Annotated in this window: 18 protein-coding genes; all 18 read left to right on the top strand. The window is 40.6% G+C overall.

What is annotated here, in order from left to right; genetic code table 11:
• Positions 1-2: 2 nt before the first annotated feature.
• Complete coding sequence (spoIIIAB, locus tag NST97_RS06655; RefSeq protein ID WP_339196817.1) at positions 3-515, top strand: stage III sporulation protein SpoIIIAB; 513 nt, start codon at positions 3-5, stop codon at positions 513-515.
• Between the two features lie 27 nt (positions 516-542).
• Complete coding sequence (gene spoIIIAC, locus NST97_RS06650) at positions 543-749, top strand: stage III sporulation protein AC (RefSeq protein ID WP_063388118.1); 207 nt, start codon at positions 543-545, stop codon at positions 747-749.
• A gap of 6 nt (positions 750-755) precedes the next feature.
• On the top strand, positions 756-1154 hold the full coding sequence (gene spoIIIAD / locus NST97_RS06645) for a stage III sporulation protein AD (protein WP_094246193.1): 399 nt from the start codon (positions 756-758) through the stop codon (positions 1152-1154).
• A gap of 13 nt (positions 1155-1167) precedes the next feature.
• Positions 1168-2385 carry a stage III sporulation protein AE gene (gene spoIIIAE / locus NST97_RS06640; RefSeq protein WP_339230400.1) on the top strand — a complete coding sequence of 406 codons (1218 nt, stop codon included), beginning with the start codon at positions 1168-1170 and terminating at the stop codon, positions 2383-2385.
• Between the two features lie 12 nt (positions 2386-2397).
• The gene (gene spoIIIAF / locus NST97_RS06635; RefSeq protein WP_063388120.1) at positions 2398-3015 is read left to right on the top strand and encodes a stage III sporulation protein AF; all 618 of its coding nucleotides are present in this window, start codon (positions 2398-2400) and stop codon (positions 3013-3015) included.
• Complete coding sequence (gene spoIIIAG, locus NST97_RS06630) at positions 3008-3643, top strand: stage III sporulation protein AG (protein WP_341343055.1); 636 nt, start codon at positions 3008-3010, stop codon at positions 3641-3643. The genes spoIIIAF and spoIIIAG overlap by 8 nt, the downstream gene beginning before the upstream one ends.
• A 15-nt stretch (positions 3644-3658) precedes the next feature.
• Positions 3659-4279, top strand: a complete 621-nt coding sequence (locus NST97_RS06625; protein ID WP_340787841.1) for a SpoIIIAH-like family protein — start codon at positions 3659-3661, stop codon at positions 4277-4279.
• 185 nt (positions 4280-4464) lie between these two features.
• Positions 4465-4956: an acetyl-CoA carboxylase biotin carboxyl carrier protein gene (accB, locus tag NST97_RS06620; protein ID WP_066247610.1), complete on the top strand. Its 492-nt coding sequence runs from the start codon at positions 4465-4467 to the stop codon at positions 4954-4956.
• Positions 4957-4966: 10 nt separating this feature from the next.
• A complete protein-coding gene (gene accC / locus NST97_RS06615; protein ID WP_063388123.1) occupies positions 4967-6316 on the top strand; it encodes an acetyl-CoA carboxylase biotin carboxylase subunit in 1350 nt (449 codons plus the stop codon).
• 17 nt (positions 6317-6333) lie between these two features.
• Complete coding sequence (locus tag NST97_RS06610) at positions 6334-6735, top strand: Asp23/Gls24 family envelope stress response protein (RefSeq protein WP_063388124.1); 402 nt, start codon at positions 6334-6336, stop codon at positions 6733-6735.
• A 158-nt stretch (positions 6736-6893) separates the two neighbouring features.
• The gene (gene nusB / locus NST97_RS06605; RefSeq protein ID WP_063388125.1) at positions 6894-7292 is read left to right on the top strand and encodes a transcription antitermination factor NusB; all 399 of its coding nucleotides are present in this window, start codon (positions 6894-6896) and stop codon (positions 7290-7292) included.
• Positions 7293-7302: 10 nt separating this feature from the next.
• Complete coding sequence (gene folD / locus NST97_RS06600; protein ID WP_063388126.1) at positions 7303-8157, top strand: bifunctional methylenetetrahydrofolate dehydrogenase/methenyltetrahydrofolate cyclohydrolase FolD; 855 nt, start codon at positions 7303-7305, stop codon at positions 8155-8157.
• 22 nt (positions 8158-8179) lie between these two features.
• Entirely contained in the window at positions 8180-9526 is a 1347-nt protein-coding gene (gene xseA, locus NST97_RS06595; RefSeq protein ID WP_063388127.1) for an exodeoxyribonuclease VII large subunit, read from the top strand.
• Complete coding sequence (locus NST97_RS06590) at positions 9523-9762, top strand: exodeoxyribonuclease VII small subunit (RefSeq protein ID WP_063388128.1); 240 nt, start codon at positions 9523-9525, stop codon at positions 9760-9762. Before xseA ends, NST97_RS06590 begins: the two co-directional genes overlap by 4 nt.
• Complete coding sequence (locus NST97_RS06585) at positions 9762-10640, top strand: polyprenyl synthetase family protein (RefSeq protein ID WP_130156396.1); 879 nt, start codon at positions 9762-9764, stop codon at positions 10638-10640. The genes NST97_RS06590 and NST97_RS06585 overlap by 1 nt, the downstream gene beginning before the upstream one ends.
• A 763-nt stretch (positions 10641-11403) precedes the next feature.
• Positions 11404-12024, top strand: a complete 621-nt coding sequence (locus NST97_RS06580) for a hypothetical protein (protein WP_066247695.1) — start codon at positions 11404-11406, stop codon at positions 12022-12024.
• Positions 12025-12034: 10 nt separating this feature from the next.
• A complete protein-coding gene (dxs, locus tag NST97_RS06575) occupies positions 12035-13936 on the top strand; it encodes a 1-deoxy-D-xylulose-5-phosphate synthase (protein ID WP_063388130.1) in 1902 nt (633 codons plus the stop codon).
• Entirely contained in the window at positions 13929-14762 is an 834-nt protein-coding gene (locus NST97_RS06570) for a TlyA family RNA methyltransferase (protein WP_063388131.1), read from the top strand. The genes dxs and NST97_RS06570 overlap by 8 nt, the downstream gene beginning before the upstream one ends.
• The last annotated feature ends 19 nt before the right edge of the window (positions 14763-14781 follow it).

Below are 14781 nucleotides of genomic sequence, written 5' to 3'. Positions count from 1 at the left end.
CGATGAAATTGCTAGGGTCTTTATTCATCTTATTAGCAACAACATGGATTGGGTTTGATTCGGCTAAACGATTGACAGAGCGGACAAGACAATTGCGGCAATTAAAGGTTTCTTTGCAAAGCTTGGAAGCTGAGATCATGTACGGCCACACACCATTGCAGGATGCATCGCTTCATATTGCCAAACAGTCAGCCCCTCCGCTTTCTAATCTATTTACATTATTTTCTGAGAAATTATCGCAAGGCGACATGGATGTGAAAAGCGCATGGGAAAGCAGTCTGCTTGAAATATGGCCTTATACATCGCTGAAGGAAGGGGAATTGGAAGTTTTAAAGCAATTTGGAGAAACATTGGGGCAGCATGATTTAATCAGCCAGCAAAAGCATATTAAATTGACAATGGCTCATTTGGAAAAAGAAGAAAAAGAAGCGCTGTTTAATCAAGAGCATTACGGAAAAATGACGAAAAGCTTAGGATTTTTAGCGGGATTGCTCATTATCATTCTTTTGATGTAGCGATATAAGCTGGGAGGAGAAAGGGACATGGGTGTTGACGTCAACACAATTTTCCAAATCGCAGGAATCGGAATTATCGTTGCGTTTCTTCATACCATTTTAGATCAAATGGGGAAGAAAGAGTACGCCCAATGGGTTACATTGTTGGGATTTATTTACATACTTTTTATGGTTGCTTCCATTGTCAACGATTTGTTCCAAAAAATTAAAGCGGTTTTTCTTTTTCAAGGATAGGAGGTTTTGGAGATTGAAATTTTTCAAATTGTCGGGCTAGGATTGATTGCAACTTTGCTCGCTCTTGTCATAAAAGAACAAAAGCCGACCTTTGCCTTTCTATTAATCGTCTTTACCGGTGTCTCCATTTTTCTTTTTTTAGTGGATCAAATTTATGAATTGATTCGAATGGTCGAAAGAATTGCGAATGAAGCAAGCATTGATTTGATTTATGTCGAAACCATTTTAAAAATCATCGGAATTGCCTATATTGCTGAATTTGGTGCGCAAATTACGAAAGATGCCGGACAAGGCTCCATTGCATCCAAAATTGAATTGGCAGGGAAAATTTTAATCTTATCTATGGCAATTCCGATCATGACGGTGATTATACAAACGATGATTAAGCTTCTCCCAAATATATAAGTTTAAGGGGGTGATGGGGATTCAGTCATCATTTTTTCGCGGCATCCTTTTTTTGGCGTTTTTTGCTTTCGCTGTGCCAAACATGGTACAAGCCTCTCAAGAGCAAAATTCATCGGCAGATCCTCCAAAAGAAGAAGCGATTCAACAAGAATATATGGCAGAACAAATGGACGAACTTGGGATTGAGGAAATTAAAAATTTTTGGAATGACATTATGACGACATACGGAGGACTTCTTCCGGAAAGCCAGAAGGGAAGTTTGATGGATTTTATTAAAGGTGAAAAACAATTTTCTATAAAAGAGTGGGCCGTTGGCATTTTGAAATTTCTTTTACATGAAATCTTGGCAAACGGAAAGCTTCTTGGAACCATTATTATTTTAACGATATTTAGCGTTCTTCTCCAGCATTTACAAAACGCTTTTGAAGAAAAAAATGTAAGCAAAGTTGCTTACTCCATTGTTTATATGGTGCTTGTCATTTTAGCTTTAAACAGTTTTCACGTAGCCATTTCCTATGCAACGAATGCGATTAAAGGGATGACAAGCTTTCTTCTAGCCTTAATTCCGATGTTAATAGCTTTAATGGCGTCATCTGGAGGAGTTGCTTCGGCTGCATTTTTTCACCCCATTACCATTTTCTTGATGAACGGAAGCGGTTTGTTGATTGAAAAAATTGTTCTCCCTCTGCTGTTTTTGTCTTCTTTGTTATTTTTAATCAGCACGATGACGGATCAATATAAAGTTACTCAGCTTGCTCAGCTGTTCAGAAGCATTAGCATCTGGCTTTTAGGCATTTTCTTAACCATTTTTTTAGGAGTGATTTCTGTCCAGGGGGCGACGGCAGCTGTGACAGACGGGATCGCCTTGCGGACGACAAAGTTTATAACGGGAAACTTTATACCTGTGCTTGGAAAAATGTTTACGGAAGCGGCTGATACGCTCTTCAGCGCATCGATGCTGTTAAAAAACACAATTGGCGTCATTGGTGTTGCCATTCTCTTTTTGATCACCATTTTTCCGGCAATGAAAGTACTGGCGATTGCCTTCATCTATAAATTTGCCGCTGCCGTTTTGCAGCCTTTAGGGCCGGGAGAGATTATCTCCTGTTTAGACATCATCTCCAAGAGCATCATCTATATACTAGCGGCACTGATCCTTGTATCGTTCATGTTTTTTTTAAGCATTACAGTTATTATCGCAGCGAGCAATGTCACCATGATGGTTCGATAGGAGTGGTGGTATATGTCATTCATCACCGAATGGGTCACTAATATCATATTATTTATTTTTATTGCCATTATTTTAGATATGCTGCTGCCGAGATCCGCAATGCAAAAATATGTAAAAGTCGTTGTTAGTTTATTATTAGTGTCTGTCATTCTTACGCCGATTTTAAAAATATTTTCCTATGATTTTCCGAACTTGTTATCCGAGGAGCTGCTGAACTCGGAAGCAAAAGAAGATTCAATAAAAAAATCAATAGAATTTAAGAAAAATGAAATACAAGCTAACAACCGTGCATATATTTTAGAACAAATGGCTGTCCAAATGAAAAATTTAGCGGAAGAGGAGCTGGTAGAAAACTATGGTTTAAAGGTTCAAAAAATTCATCTTTCGGTTGATGAAACAAAAGAGAAGATTGAATCAGAAAACGATTTAAAGCAAGTTACAGTTTTCGTGGAAGAAAAAGATCTTCCCCACACGGTTGAAACGGTTAAACCGGTTGAAATCAACATGAACGAAGAAGACAAAAAAATGCTCGCAAATGAAAACGAAATAATTGCCCAGCTTGCTGAAACATGGGGAGTATCGAAAGAAAAAATTTCGATTGAAATGGAAGGAGGCGGCCTAAGTGAATGATAGGAAAAATTTTTTGCAGCGACTAGCCTCTCTTCTTCCCGGACGAGATATGCTCAAAAAATCAGCCACCTATCCATTCATGCTTATACTTTTGACGCTTGGAATCGCTTTTATGCTGATCGGCAGTTTTTTATCCAGCGAAAGCAAAACAGTAGAAACGATAAACACCGCTGCAGAAGAAGAGGATGTTGAGCCCGCATTTAAACAAACAACAAGTGAAAAAGGAACAATTGAACGTTATGAACAGCAGTATGCAAATGAGCTAAAAGGAGCGCTTCAGTCCATTTCAGGCGTAGGTGAGGTAGAAGTTATTGTCAATGTTGACTCTTCATCTGAAAGTGTGTTGGAAAAAAATCGCTCGATTCAAAACCAAACGACAGATGAGACGGACCGTGAAGGCGGAAAGCGGCAGGTGGAAGATAAATCTGTTGACGAACAAGTGGTAATCATTCGAAAAGGGGATCAAGAATCGCCCATCGTTGTAAAAACCGAAAAGCCGAAAATACGCGGAGTGTTAGTAGTAGCAAAAGGTGCTGAAAACGTTCAAATTAAAAAAATGATCACCGATGCAGTTACAAGGGTGCTTGATGTTGATAGTCATAGAGTAGCCGTATTGCCAAAAAAGTAAAGGAGGATGCTTGACATGTTAAAAAAACAAACTGTTTGGTTATTAACCATGTTAAGTTTAGTTGTTGTGCTGTCCGTTTATTACATTACATCTCCTGAAGGAGGATCTTCCCCTGATGTGGTGTTGACGGATACAGAGACGAATTCGAATGAAAAAGAAAGCGGAAATGACAATAATAAAGAACAAACAGAGCAGCAAAAAACTGATGCGAAGCAGCAAGAAAAAGAACAATCGAGCAAGCAGTCCAGCGCAGAAGATGGATCGGTAGTCTCCACAATAACGGACGATGATTTATTTACTGCGCTGAGAATGGAAGTGGAAGATGAAAGAAGTGAACGCAAGCAGGAGCTGGAGACAATTATTGGGTCCAATGATGTCTCATCTGAGGAAAAAAACAATGCATATGAGGAGATGCGCGAATTATCCAAGCTGTCAGAGAAAGAGAAGGTATTAGAAACACTTATCAAAACAAAAGGCTACGAGGATGCATTAGTTCGCGCTGATGGAGACAAGGTGAGAATTACCGTAAAAGCGAAAGAACACTCCCCGCAGCAAGCAAACGAACTGATTCAATTGGTGAAGGATGAAATCCAGTCCATGGAAGATGTTGCCGTAACATTTGAAATAGCAAAGTAACATGACTCCCCGAGAAAAATCGGGGATTTTTTCATGTGAAGAAAAAGCTGCCTTGAATTGTTTGCTCATATTTTTAATAGTTATTGAATTTTAGCAAAAAGTTATCGTATCATAAATGATAGTTACTTTTAATACTTGATGATAATATCTAGCAAATTGGAATTCATTTTAAGGAGTGTTTTTTCATGTTAAATTTTAAAGAAATAAAGGAAATCATCAAATTGATCGATGATTCATCCATTGATGAATTTACATATGAAAGCGAAGGGGCAAAGGTCCAATTAAAAAAAACTGCGGCTCGCGCTAATCAGCATGTTGTCTATAACAATGCTTCTGAAATTCAAGCTTTGCCAAAGCAGCCAGCTGCTGAATCTTTAGAACAGCCGAAAAAAGAGGTGCATTTGCCGAAAGAAGAAAGCGAGCAGAAAACAGAAAATTTACATAAAATTACTTCGCCGATGGTCGGCACATTTTATGCTGCTCCAAACCCAGATGCAGATCCTTATGTTACAATAGGATCAAAAGTAAAAGAGAATACCGTTGTTTGCATTGTAGAGGCAATGAAATTATTTAATGAGATTGAAGCGGAAGTAAAAGGCGAAATTGTCGACATTTTAGTTGAGAACGGTCAGCTTGTTGAATACGGACAACCATTATTCCTTGTAAAACCAGAGTGAGGGAAAGAAAATGTTTAAAAAATTGCTGATAGCAAACAGAGGAGAAATTGCAGTAAGAATCATACGCGCCTGCAAGGAATTAGGGATCGAAACAGTCGCCATATATTCTGAGGCGGATAAAGACTCCTTGCATGTTCAGCTTGCAGATGAAGCGTATTGCATAGGACCGACTGCATCTAAAGACAGCTATTTAAACTTTACGAACATCGTGAGTGTAGCGACGTTGACTGGATCAGAAGCCATTCATCCAGGCTACGGATTTTTGGCAGAAAACGCTGATTTCGCCGAGCTTTGCAATGATTGCAACATTGTTTTTGTAGGCCCTAGTCCAGAAGCAATCACAAAAATGGGAAAAAAAGATGTTGCTAGGGAAACAATGCGGCAGGCGGGTGTTCCGATTGTGCCTGGGTCAAAAGGGATCATTAAAAGCGAAGAGGAAGCAGTTGAGATCGCAAATCAAATCGGTTATCCAGTCATTATTAAAGCAGCCGCCGGAGGCGGAGGAAAAGGAATACGCGTTGCGAATGACGAAGAAAGCTTGCGGAAAGGGATCCAAATTACTCAGCAGGAAGCGCAAACAGCATTTGGAAACCCAGGCGTTTACATTGAAAAATGTATTGAAGATTTCCGCCATGTTGAAATCCAAATTCTTGCCGATCACCATGGAAACGTCGTTCATTTAGGTGAAAGGGACTGCAGCATTCAAAGGCGCTTACAAAAGCTGGTGGAAGAAACTCCTTCTCCTGCACTATCTGATAAAATGCGACATAAAATGGGGGAAGCGGCTGTAAAAGCAGCCAAAGCGGTGCGTTATTCCGGTGCAGGTACAGTGGAATTCATTTTTGATTATAAAAATGAGCAATTTTATTTCATGGAAATGAATACCCGCATTCAAGTTGAGCATCCTGTTACTGAAATGGTCACAGGCATTGATCTGATCAAAGAGCAGATCAAGATTGCAGCAAACGAACCACTAAGCTTTGAACAGAAAGACATTACATTTAACGGCTGGGCGATCGAATGTAGAATTAACGCAGAAAACCCGGAAAAGAATTTTATGCCTTCAGCTGGTAAAATCGAAATGTACCTGCCTCCGGGCGGACCGGGTGTCCGCATTGATTCTGCCTGCTACCCTGGCTATTCCATTCCGCCATATTATGATTCAATGGTCGCAAAGCTGATTACACACGGAGCGACAAGGGAAGAAGCGATAGCCAAAATGAAAAGAGCTTTAAGTGAATTTGTTATAGAAGGAGTGCATACAACCATACCTTTCCACCTGAAATTAATGGATCATGAAAAATTTATCAGCGGGGAGTTCAACACTAGATTTCTTGAAAATTATAAAATCATGTCATAATTTTGGAGGTGTACTATTTGAAAGATACAGGATTGGAAATGAATCATGAAGCAAGCTTTGGAAAAGTGGAAATCGCTCCGGAAGTCATTGAAGTCATCGCCGGAATTGCCGCATCTGAAATAGAAGGGGTAGCCCAAATGCGCGGCAATTTCGCTTCAGGAGTCGCTGAACGCTTTGGCAAAAAAAATCATGGTAAAGGCGTAAAAGTAGACTTAGGTGAAGAAGGCATTGTCATTGATGTATATTGTGTCATGAATTTCGGGGTTTCCATTCCGGCTGTTGCACAGAAAGTACAAGAAAACATTCGTCAAACGCTTTTAACGATGACGGCGCTTGAAATCAACGAAATCAACATTCATGTAGTGGGCATTCAGTTTGAAACGAAGACGGAAGAGCCTGAAATTCAAGAGGAAATGTAAAGGCGGAGGATATCCTCCCCTTTTTTGTTTAAAATAAAGAATAATAAGAAAGATTCTGAAATTTCTTTTCGGATGAACTTTCATATGTGATACAAGAGGCAGTTATGATATGATTCATATATGACATTTCGACATAGTTTGAAAAAAGGAGCAAAAAGATGAAACGGAGAACAGCTAGGAAAAAGGCATTGCAGGCACTGTTTCAAATTGACTTGGCTGAAGCGCTTCCTGAGGAAGCCATCAATCATGTTTTGGACGGTAATGAACATGATCCATTTTTAAATAAGCTTGTACTCGGAACGGTTGAACATCAAAACGAAATTGACGAATTGATAAAAAGGAATTTAACCAATTGGAAATTGGAAAGATTGGCTAACATTGACCGTGCCATTTTGCGTTTAGCTGTATATGAGATGAAATATGAACCGGATATTCCGTTCAATGTAACAATTGATGAAGCGATTGAACTTGCTAAAATGTTCGGAGATGTTCAGTCGAGCAAATTTGTAAATGGTGTCCTCTCAAGTATAAAAGAAGAGTTAGAAAAAAAAGCTTAGGAGGAAAAAGATGGTGGCGACGATTATTGACGGAAAAGAATTGGCAAAAGAAATGCGAAGCGAGTTAAAGAAAGAAGTGGAACAATTAAAGGAAAAAGGGGTAACACCCGGCCTTGCCATTATTTTAGTTGGGAACAATCCTGCTTCCCTTTCTTACATTAAGGGGAAGCAAAAAGCTTCGGAGGAAATCGGCGTTTCTTTTAAGCTGGAACATTTGGAGGAGTCGATTTCACAAGAAGAACTGCTTGAAGTGATAGAAAAATATAATCAGGACGATCGTTATGACGGAATTCTTGTTCAGCTTCCGTTACCTGACCATATTGATGAAACAGCAGTCATTGAAAAAATTTCTCCAGAAAAAGATGTGGATGGCTTTCATCCGATTAATGTTGGACGCATGATGACGGGACAGGATGCGTTTTTGCCGTGCACACCGGCCGGAATTGTTGAAATGATCAAATCTGCAAATATCGAAATTGCCGGAAAGCATGTTGTCGTTGTTGGCAGAAGCAATATTGTCGGAAAACCGGTCGGACAATTGCTTCTAAACGAAAATGCAACGGTTACATATTGCCATTCGAAAACGAAAAATTTACGGGAGCATACGATCCAAGGAGATATTTTAATCGTTGCTGTCGGGCGTCCTCATTTCATAGGTGCTGATCATATTAAAGAAGGTGCAGTCGTAATAGATGTTGGCGTCAATAGACTTGAGAACGGAAAACTTGTAGGCGATGTAAAATTTGATGAGGCAAAAGAAAAAGCAAGCGCCATTACTCCTGTTCCCGGCGGAGTAGGTCCAATGACGATTACGATGCTGGTTTATAATACGGTTAAATCCGCAAAGAAGCGGGTACGTCCATAAACTTGCTTTAAAGGAGTTGTTCATGAGTAACAAAAAATTTGTAACCGTTTCGGCGTTAACAAAATACCTTAAGCGAAAATTTGATGTTGATCCACATTTGCGCGATATTTGGGTAAAAGGCGAATTATCAAACGTAAAAATTCATGACAGCGGACATATTTATTTTACGTTAAAGGACGAGCATGCCAGAATACAGGCGGTTATGTTTTCAAGTTTTAACCGTTCTCTTCCATTTCGCCCAGAGGACGGGATGAACGTATTGGTACGCGGTGAAATTACCATTTACCAGCCCGGAGGAATATACCAAATTTATGCAAAGGAAATGGAGCCTGATGGAGTAGGAGGGCTTTATCTTGCATTCGAGCAGCTGAAAAAAAAATTGGAGCAAGAAGGGCTGTTCGATGTCAAGCATAAAAAAACGATTCCTGCCTTTCCAAAGACGATCGGTGTGATCACATCGCCGACAGGTGCAGCCGTCAGGGATATCATCACAACGATCAAACGAAGATACCCTGTGGCAAAAGTGGTGGTTATTCCCGCAATTGTTCAAGGTGTACAAGCGGGAAAATCGATTGTGAATAAAATACAGCTTGCCAACTCCCTCGGTTATTTCGATGTCCTCATTGTTGGAAGAGGAGGCGGATCGATTGAAGAGTTGTGGGCTTTCAATGAAGAGATGGTGGCAAGGGAAATTTTTAAATCAAAAATACCCGTTATATCTGCTGTAGGCCATGAAACAGATTATACAATCGCAGATTTTGTCGCCGATCTTCGGGCGCCGACTCCAACCGGAGCAGCAGAGCTGGCTGTTCCTAATATAACGGATTTAATCGAAAAGATCCGGGAACGGAACATTAGAATGACGAACGCTTTAAAGGAACGGATCAAAAAAGAAAAGCTCAAGCTTTTCCGCTTAACCAACTCATATGCATTCAAATATCCGAAAAAGCTTTATATGCAAAAGGAACAGGAGCTGGACATTTTATTCGAAAGGTTTAAAAAAGCAGGAAAACGTTACTTAAGCGATCAAACGAACCGATACTTGTTATTGACGAATCGTCTTAAAAACGAACTTCCATATGACCAAATTGAGCGGGCGAAGACAAGAATGAAGGATCTGGACAAAAAAATGCTGCGCGAGATGACAGCTTTATATCAACAGAAGCTGAATCGCTTTCAAGCATTGGCTTCTAAACTTGATGCGCTCAGCCCATTAAAGATTATGGAACGTGGATACAGCCTTGTGTATAAACAAGATAAGCTGGTAAAGAGCGTAAAACAAACGGCTGAAGGGGATTTTATTCAAATTAAATTGCAGGACGGGACCATCCATTGTGAAGTATCTGAAATTGAGGAGAGAAGATCATGAATGATCAAAAAGAATTAACGTTTGAAGAAGCGATGAAAGAGCTGGAAGCAATTGTTTTAAAATTAGAAGACGGAGATGTTCCATTAGAACAGGCGATCCAATATTTTCAAGAAGGAATGAAGCTTTCAAAGCTTTGCCATGAAAAATTAACGCAAGCTGAAAAGCAATTGGATTTTATTCTTGATGAAGATGGAACGATCAAACCTTTCCAAGCACAGGAGGAAGAACAAAAGTGATGTCTTTTCCGGAATACTTAAAAACGCGCAAAGCTGCCATTGATTCCGTTCTTCCCACATATATTGAAAGATTAAATGCCCCGAAAATTATTAAAGAATCGATGCTTTATTCCTTAAATGCCGGCGGGAAACGTCTGCGCCCTATGCTCTTGCTTGCCGTTCTCCATTCGTATGGAAAAGAAGAGAAAATTGGCTACCCGGTCGCATGTGCGGTGGAATTGATTCATACGTATTCGCTCATTCATGATGACCTTCCATGCATGGACAATGATGATTTTAGAAGAGGAAAGCCGACCAATCATAAAGTATATGGAGAAGCCATAGCCGTGCTGGCAGGTGACGGATTACTGACTGAAAGCTTTCGGCTGATTGCTGATGCTGAAGAGCTTTCAGATCGCGTAAAATTGACGCTCATTTCAGAGCTTTCAAAGGCGGCTGGTGCAGAAGGAATGGTTGGCGGACAAGTTGCCGACATGGAAGGAGAAAACAAACAATTAACTTTAAAACAGCTTGAATATATTCATGAGCATAAAACAGCAAAGCTTCTGGCTTTCAGTATTATTGCAGGTGCCATCATTGCTGAGGCGTCGATTGAAGAAATAAATAAATTAAAGGAATTCGCATACCATATAGGCATTGCCTTCCAAATTAAAGATGACATATTAGATGTTGAAGGAGACGAAGAAAAGATCGGAAAGCCTGTTGGTTCCGATGAAGAGAATAAAAAAACAACGTATTTGTCCGTACTGTCTTTGGAAGGCGCAAAGAAAAAATTGTCGGAGCATATTGAAACATCAAAGGCTATTTTGCAAACATGCTCCATAAACAATGAGCTTCTATTATCGTTTTGTGATTTAATTGGAGAGCGCGAACATTAAACGATGAAAATTCGGTGCACCTCCAACGGGTCGACAAAATGTGAGGAACGGGATTCGCATTTGAATGTGTGCATTCTCCAACAAGTTGAGGAAAACACTCCTATATGATATAATTCTGTCAGAAAACATGATGGAGTGGTGCAGTATTCTAGTCAGCCCTCCGGTTCTGAAGGCGGGCCTAAAAATCCGCTAAAGGGCACATCGATGAAGTTCCTGGTGTTGGCTTGAGGCGCCCAGCCTTGGGTTGATGCTGGGGGTTAAGGTTAGAGGGCGATCCACAATGGCATGTGGGCGTTGACCCTCTTTCCGCGGAGGCCCATTTTATGTGCAAAATGGGTATGAACCTGTCTACGCGCTTCATAGTGCAATGAGGCGCGGACAGCGTAGCCTGCCTTGAGTGGAGGCCGAGGGGATTATGGAAACAAGGAACTTTTTCATATGGCCAATGAAAGAGTTTCTTATGTGACATATGAAATCGGCTCTGCAAAAGAGGCTAGGAACCGGCTAAAGGCTGTTTGAGGAAAACTCCTAGACTGTTCACATGACATATATAGAGGATTGTAGTACGGACTAAGTGGCAATCCAGTCTAGCGTTTGGCGACAGCGCTAAGTCAGGTTTAAAGGGAAACCGCCGGGGCGGCAACGCCTGGTACTTGACTGGGAAAACCTACTGGACCTAAGCCGTAATGTTTACTCTATATATGACCACTCCATTTCGTTATATATAGTTTTTACATAGAAATCAGGTGTTATGCATTTCATGATGAAAGAGCTAATTCGATATTCAATACGATGGAGTTTAGGAATTGCCGTTATCACATTCGTGTTAGCGGCTCTTTTTTCAATTGTATCAACTGTTCTCCTGGAAGGCGTCGGATGGGCTGCCGGTATGATGATCGTTTTTGTGATCGTTTTAATCGGCATTTTTTTTGATATGCTCGGCATTGCTGCCACATCAGCAGATGAGGTTCCGTTTCATGCGATGGCGTCAAAGCGTGTGAGCGGTGCCAAGCATGCCATTCAAATTATCCGAAATGCCGATCGCTTTTCGAACTTTTGCAACGATGTTATTGGCGATATTTCCGGCATAATCAGCGGAACAGCCTCGGCTGTTGTCGTAGTGCAGCTGGCGGTGACGTTTGCCGACCGTCAAACTTCGGCGCTTGAGTTTACGATTTCAATCGTATTCACAAGCATTGTAGCTGCTCTTACTGTCGGAGGAAAAGCGTTTGGAAAGGCGTTTGCAATCCGTTTTTCAACTCCGATTATTTTTTATGTCGGAAAGATATTTTATTTTTTTGAAAAAAGATTTAATATTGTTTTGATGAAAGAGAAAAAAGGAAAGAATCATAAAAAAGCAAGCATATCTAAAAAGCGAAAGTGAGTGATCCGTTTTGGATCTATTGTCCATCGAAAATCCAAAATTTCTGAAAAAGTTTTCAATAAAAGAACTGGAGCAATTGAGCGCGGAAATTCGCCAATTTTTAATTGAAAAGCTGTCAGTGACCGGCGGACATATTGGACCAAATTTAGGAGTAGTTGAGCTGACAATATCTTTACATAAAATGTTTGACAGCCCGAAAGATAAATTTATTTGGGATGTAGGTCACCAGGCGTACGTTCATAAAATTTTGACAGGCAGGGCGAAAGAGTTTGATACGTTGAGGCAGTATAAAGGATTGTCCGGTTTTCCGAAGCGTTCAGAAAGCGAGCACGATGTTTGGGAAACGGGGCACAGTTCAACTTCACTTTCTGCGGCAATGGGAATGGTTATTGCCCGCGATTTAAAAGGAACGGATGAATATATTGTGCCGATTATCGGCGACGGTGCTTTAACCGGAGGCATGGCGCTTGAAGCATTGAATCACATCGGCCATGAACAAAAGGATATTATTGTTGTGTTAAACGATAATGAAATGTCTATTGCTCCAAACGTCGGTGCTCTTCATCATATACTTGGAAGATTAAGAACAACAGGCAAATATCACTGGGTAAAAGAAGAGTTGGAATACTTGTTAAAAAAAATTCCAGCTGTCGGAGGAAAGCTTGCCTCAACAGCAGAACGGCTTAAAGACAGTCTGAAATATTTATTCGTTTCGGGCATGTTTTTTGAGGAGCTTGGCTTTACCTATTTTGGACCGATTGACGGACATGATTTTCAGGCATTGATGGAAAACATTAGTTATGCCAAAAAAACAAAAGGCCCTGTTTTGCTGCATGTTATCACGAAAAAAGGAAAGGGCTATTTGCCTGCCGAAAAAGACAAGGTTGGAACATGGCATGGAACAGGCCCGTATAAAATTGAAACAGGCGATTTTGTTAAACCGAAAATATCGGCTCCGTCTTGGAGTGAATTAGTAAGTGAAACAGTTCGAAAATTAGCGAGAAACGATGAAAGAATTGTTGCAATTACACCAGCCATGCCGGTTGGTTCGAAACTTGAAAAATTCCGAGAAGAATTTCCGGACAGAATGTTTGATGTCGGTATTGCCGAGCAGCATGCGGTGACGCTTGCAGGAGGACTTGCTGCTGCCAATATGAAGCCGTTTTTGGCAATCTATTCAACCTTTTTGCAGCGCGGTTATGACCAAATGGTTCATGACATTTGCCGACAAAACTTAAATGTGTTTTTCGGAATTGACCGCGCAGGACTCGTCGGAGCTGACGGAGAAACCCATCAGGGAGTATTTGACATCGCTTTTTTGCGCCATATACCAAACATTGTATTAATGATGGCGAAAGACGAAAATGAAGGACAGCATATGGTTTATACGGCTCTGAAGTACGATGAAGGGCCGATCGCTCTTCGCTATCCGAGAGGAACAGGATTGGGTGTGCCTCTTGATCCTGAGCTGAAAGAAATTCCGATCGGTACGTGGGAAGTTCTTTTACAAGGTAAAGATGCTGTCATTTTAACATTTGGAACGACGATTAAAATGGCATTGGATGCAGCGAAAGCACTTGCCAAAAATAATGTTTCCGTTCGAGTCGTCAATGCCCGCTTTTTAAAGCCGCTTGATGAGAAAATGCTTCTTGAGATTTTCAACGAAGGAATACCGATTTTAACAGTAGAGGAAGCAGTTCTTGAAGGCGGTTTTGGCAGCTCGGTATTAGAATTTGCTGAAAAGCATGGCTTTACAAATCTTACAATGAAAAGAATGGGAATTCCAGATCGCTTTATCGAGCATGGAAGCGTGGAAAAACTATTAGAAGAGATTGGATTAACAAAAGAAGGAATAATAAAAAATGTGCTCGAAGTAATACCAAAAAAAGAAAAAGGAATCAAATATGGGTAAAAAGGAACGTTTAGATGTATTGCTTGTAGAAAGAGGACTTGCAGAAACGAGAGAAAAAGCAAAAAGGGCCGTTATGGCCGGGCTTGTTTATTCAAATGAAAAACGATTGGATAAGCCTGGCGAAAAAATTGATCGCGACATCCCGTTAACTGTAAAGGGAGATGCGATCCCTTATGTTTCAAGAGGCGGTTTAAAGCTGGAAAAGGCATTGAAACAATTTGAAATCAGTGTGGCAGGAAAAATTATGGTAGATGTCGGCTCTTCTACGGGAGGATTTACCGACTGCGCCTTGCAGAACGGCGCAAAATTATGTTATGCGGTGGATGTCGGGTATAATCAATTGGATTGGAAGCTGCGTCAAGATGAACGTGTCATCGTGATGGAACGGACAAACTTCCGTTATGTAAAGCCGGAGGATTTTCAAAAGGGGCTTCCGGAATTTGCTACCATTGATGTATCGTTTATCTCTTTAAAATTGATCCTCCCTGTTTTAAAAACCATTTTGGTGCCCACTGGTGAATGCGTCGCGCTAATTAAGCCGCAATTTGAAGCAGGAAAAGAAAAAGTCGGGAAAAAAGGAATTGTGAAGGATGCTCGGGTTCATGAGGAAGTTTTGCATGACATAACGGCCTTTGCAATCAGTGAAGGATTTGATTGCTTACATTTATCGTACTCTCCGATCACTGGCAGCAACGGGAATATAGAGTTTTTGCTCCATTTGTATTGGGGAGGGGCAAAAGAAAAAGGTGACATAAAATTTACGGAAACAATTGAAGAAATTGTGAAAAATGCTCATTCGACGTTAAAAATAAAGAGACAGGGATAACGAATACAAGTTATTCCTG

It is taken from the genome of Aeribacillus sp. FSL K6-1305 (assembly GCF_038050115.1).
Taxonomy (GTDB): Bacteria; Bacillota; Bacilli; order Bacillales; family Aeribacillaceae; genus Aeribacillus; species Aeribacillus composti.
This window is presented reverse-complemented; position numbering and strand designations above follow the sequence as displayed.